This is a genomic window from Streptomyces sp. NPDC054841 (genome assembly GCF_053611045.1).
In genome coordinates this window covers 1-2,959 of record NZ_JBSGZO010000735.1, presented here as the reverse complement: position 1 = coordinate 2,959, position 2,959 = coordinate 1, and the positions used below count along the sequence as shown (strand labels likewise).

General features: G+C 65.2%; 1 protein-coding gene and 3 pseudogenes. 3 read left to right on the top strand and 1 reads right to left on the bottom strand.

The window, feature by feature from the left end; genetic code table 11:
• Nucleotides 1-95: 95 nt before the first annotated feature.
• Nucleotides 96-740, bottom strand: a pseudogene (locus ACWGI8_RS42490) (transposase); the annotation flags it as partial.
• A 1,323-nt stretch (nt 741-2,063) separates the two neighbouring features.
• Between ACWGI8_RS42490 and ACWGI8_RS42485 the strand changes: the two are divergent.
• The 3 genes and pseudogenes from ACWGI8_RS42485 to ACWGI8_RS42475 all read left to right on the top strand — a co-directional run.
• Nucleotides 2,064-2,276, top strand: a pseudogene (locus tag ACWGI8_RS42485) (WhiB family transcriptional regulator); the annotation flags it as partial.
• Between the two features lie 9 nt (nt 2,277-2,285).
• Entirely contained in the window at nt 2,286-2,555 is a 270-nt protein-coding gene (locus tag ACWGI8_RS42480; protein ID WP_453668813.1) for a hypothetical protein, read from the top strand.
• Nucleotides 2,556-2,593: 38 nt separating this feature from the next.
• Nucleotides 2,594-2,851, top strand: a pseudogene (locus ACWGI8_RS42475) (IS481 family transposase); the annotation flags it as partial.
• Between the last annotated feature and the right edge of the window lie 108 nt (nt 2,852-2,959).

Genomic DNA, 2,959 nt, shown 5'->3' with positions numbered 1-2,959 from the left:
GTACTTCCGTGGTGCAGGCATCGGACCTGTGTTCTCCCATCTGCCGAGGCGATCATGCCTGGCTTCAGGGCCGCTACAAAATCCGGTTCAGCTCAGTCGGCGGCAGTATTTGCGCCGGCGTTGCCCGGCCGCAGCAGACCGGCGAGGGCTTCGCCGGTGTTGTCCAGGAAGCACAGTAGCGGGTGGAAGCCGAAACCACCTTTGTAGGTAGCCGCGGCCTGTTCCTTGTCCGAGTGACAGGTGACCATGGTGGCATCGAGGTCCAGGACGGGGCCGGGCAGGGCACGTCCACCTGCGCGGGAGGGCGGTATCCCGCCCCGGCTCTCGGCAGCCTGCAGCCAGGCGACTTCTCGGGCAGTGGCCCGGGCAACGCGCAGGGCGGCCAATGCGGCCGTATCGATATCGGCCAGCAGACGCCAAGCCGTGGAGGTTGAGGCCACTGGCCCGAACACCTCGCGCTGGTCGCGCAGGAAAGCCAGGTCGGCGATGGTCTCACCGCCGTCGGCGAGCATCACCGCCAGCTCGACCGCCATCCGGCCGGGGTCGTGCCCGGTACCACGCGGTCGCAACCGACGCAGGACGCCGGTGAAGGAGCTGGTCATGCCGGTGGCGTCGGCGAGATCTGCCAGCAGGCGGGAACCAGCGTGATTGACGACTCCGCGACCGTCCGCCGAGACGACAAGCTCCGGACGCGACCCGGTAGTGTGCACGCAGAAAGTGCCTTCCTGCTCGGACTGCAGAGACCTTAGACAAGCCTCATCGTCCCAGCTCAGAAGGCACTTTCGCATTCCCGCTCATGATCCGGACACGACTGCAAGTGAAACGCGCAGGCTAAACCGTTCCCTCCGAAGGACGCAGGAGGGTACGGGGGCTGGCCCCGGCCGAGTCCCGTAACCTCAGGCTGGCTGCTCTCGAGCCTTCTGTACGGCACCTGCCGTCGACACTCTGCTCCTTGTGATGCACCGCGGCGCTTTCCCGCACCGGAGGTTTACCATCAACGACAATGAGATTCTTGGTGGTTGCGTGTCAGGCCAGGGTTGGGGGTTGTCGCAGCCAGGTAGCCCTGCTGAGGGGCTCGCGACCTCGCGTACGTATCGGACAGTGCGCTCCCCGGACCAGCTCGATGTGCGGATACACGAAGTGTGGGAGCACGACTGCGGACGGGGTGAAGCGGAAAACTGTCATGACCAGGTGGTAGACGCCCACGGCGGCGTCCGGGGACGGGCAGGAGCCCGAAGTTGGACGATGACTTAGCAACGTAATGCCCGTTCTGAGTCCCCTTTCTCTGATGCCTGCCTCAAAGACTCGGGCGAACCCTCGTCTAGCCCGTCTCGTATTCATCAGGGAGGAGGTCAGGCCCGATCCGCGGTTCGGGACGGCCGACTTCATCTGCTTCCCCGACAGAGGTACTCACTGATGATTCCGCCCGCAGCATGCGTCAGCGTCGCCACGCATCGTGCCATCGAACTCGACGTGCTCCTCCATCTCGCCTCCCTCACAGCCGCATCACTCGATGACCTCCCCGCTCGTGAGGACAGGAGATCACGAGCACTGGCGCTGGAGGACCCGTCACACGTCACGCGCAGAGCTCCAGACGGATACATGGCCTCGGCACAGGGTTGCGTCCATGCCTCGTCGGAACAAACGTGAAGCCCACACGATGACCGCAGCCGAGTCCGTCACCACTCTCCTCGTCGTCCTTGTCGTTTTCTCGGGGGTGCCACTCGGCCGCTGGGCGTGCCGACGAGACCCTGGGCCCCTCCGCACATCACATGCGGCCGATACCTGCACTGGCCGCTGCGTCATGTGCAATCCACCCGAAAGTCGAGCGCCAGGGGAGTCTGCTGATTCCCGCTACCCGGCGTCCACAACCGCGAGGGCGGGCTTGAGGAGCGACGGTTCACCGCGTAGGACGGGCCGGGACTCTGCCGAATCAAGCTGACGGCGAACAACGGTCCGACAGCGAACGATCAGAGCTTCAGCGCCGTACCCCCGAGCAGAACCCCACTGATCAGCACGAACGAGGGGCGCGGTAACCAACCCCCGATTCCGAGGTGAACCCAATGCACTCTGATCCGGCCAGCCCGGCCGTCCCCGCCTGTGGCGACGCGGACCCCGCGCTGTTCTTCCCCACCAGGCCCGGGCCACTGCAGGACAAGCAAGTGACCGCCGCAAAAAGACTCTGTCGCAGCTGTCCGATGCGACAGTCATGCCTCGCTCGCTCGGTACGGCACTCCGAAGGAGACGGAATCTGGGGCGGTTTCACCGGACAGGAGCGGCGGAGGTTGCGCGAACACGCCTCCCGGCTGCGCACGCTCGACCCTGGGTTGATCGCCGGTCTCCAGGCAGGTGATCGCGTTCCTGTCCCGGCCAAGTACCGGCCCGCTGTGGTCCACGGTCTGCTTCGTCTCGGGTGGAGCGAGACTCGAATTGCGTCGGTACTGAACCTGGAACCCCTCGCTGTCCGGTCGGCCCGGGTACTGGCGGCGAATGCCGTGCTCTACGCCATGGCAGAGGCCCAGGCCGAGCGTGAAGCGCGCACCTTTGTTGCCTGACTCGTCCCCGAGCCGGATCCACGGATCAAACGTACGCTGGGCAACACCGAGCAAAGACCGCCGGCGCCCACAACCGGCAGGCCACCACCGACCAGCGCAAGAGCTGCAAGCTGGTGATCGGCTACAGCTACATCCACTCCGCCGTCGACCACTCTCGCCTGGCCTGCAGCAAGATCCTGACCAACGAGCGCAAGGAGACCGCGGTGGCCTTCCGGCAGCGGGCCCACGCCTTCTTCACTGGCCACGGCATCACCGTCGAACGCGTCCTGGCCGACAACGGCGCCTGCTACAAGTCATTCCTCTGGCGTGAGAAGCCGTATCTCAACCGAACGTGATCCGTTGATTTCTGCTGGTCAGGCATGGTTTTGCTCGGGGTGAGGGAGGCATGCGGCGTCTTGTATCCG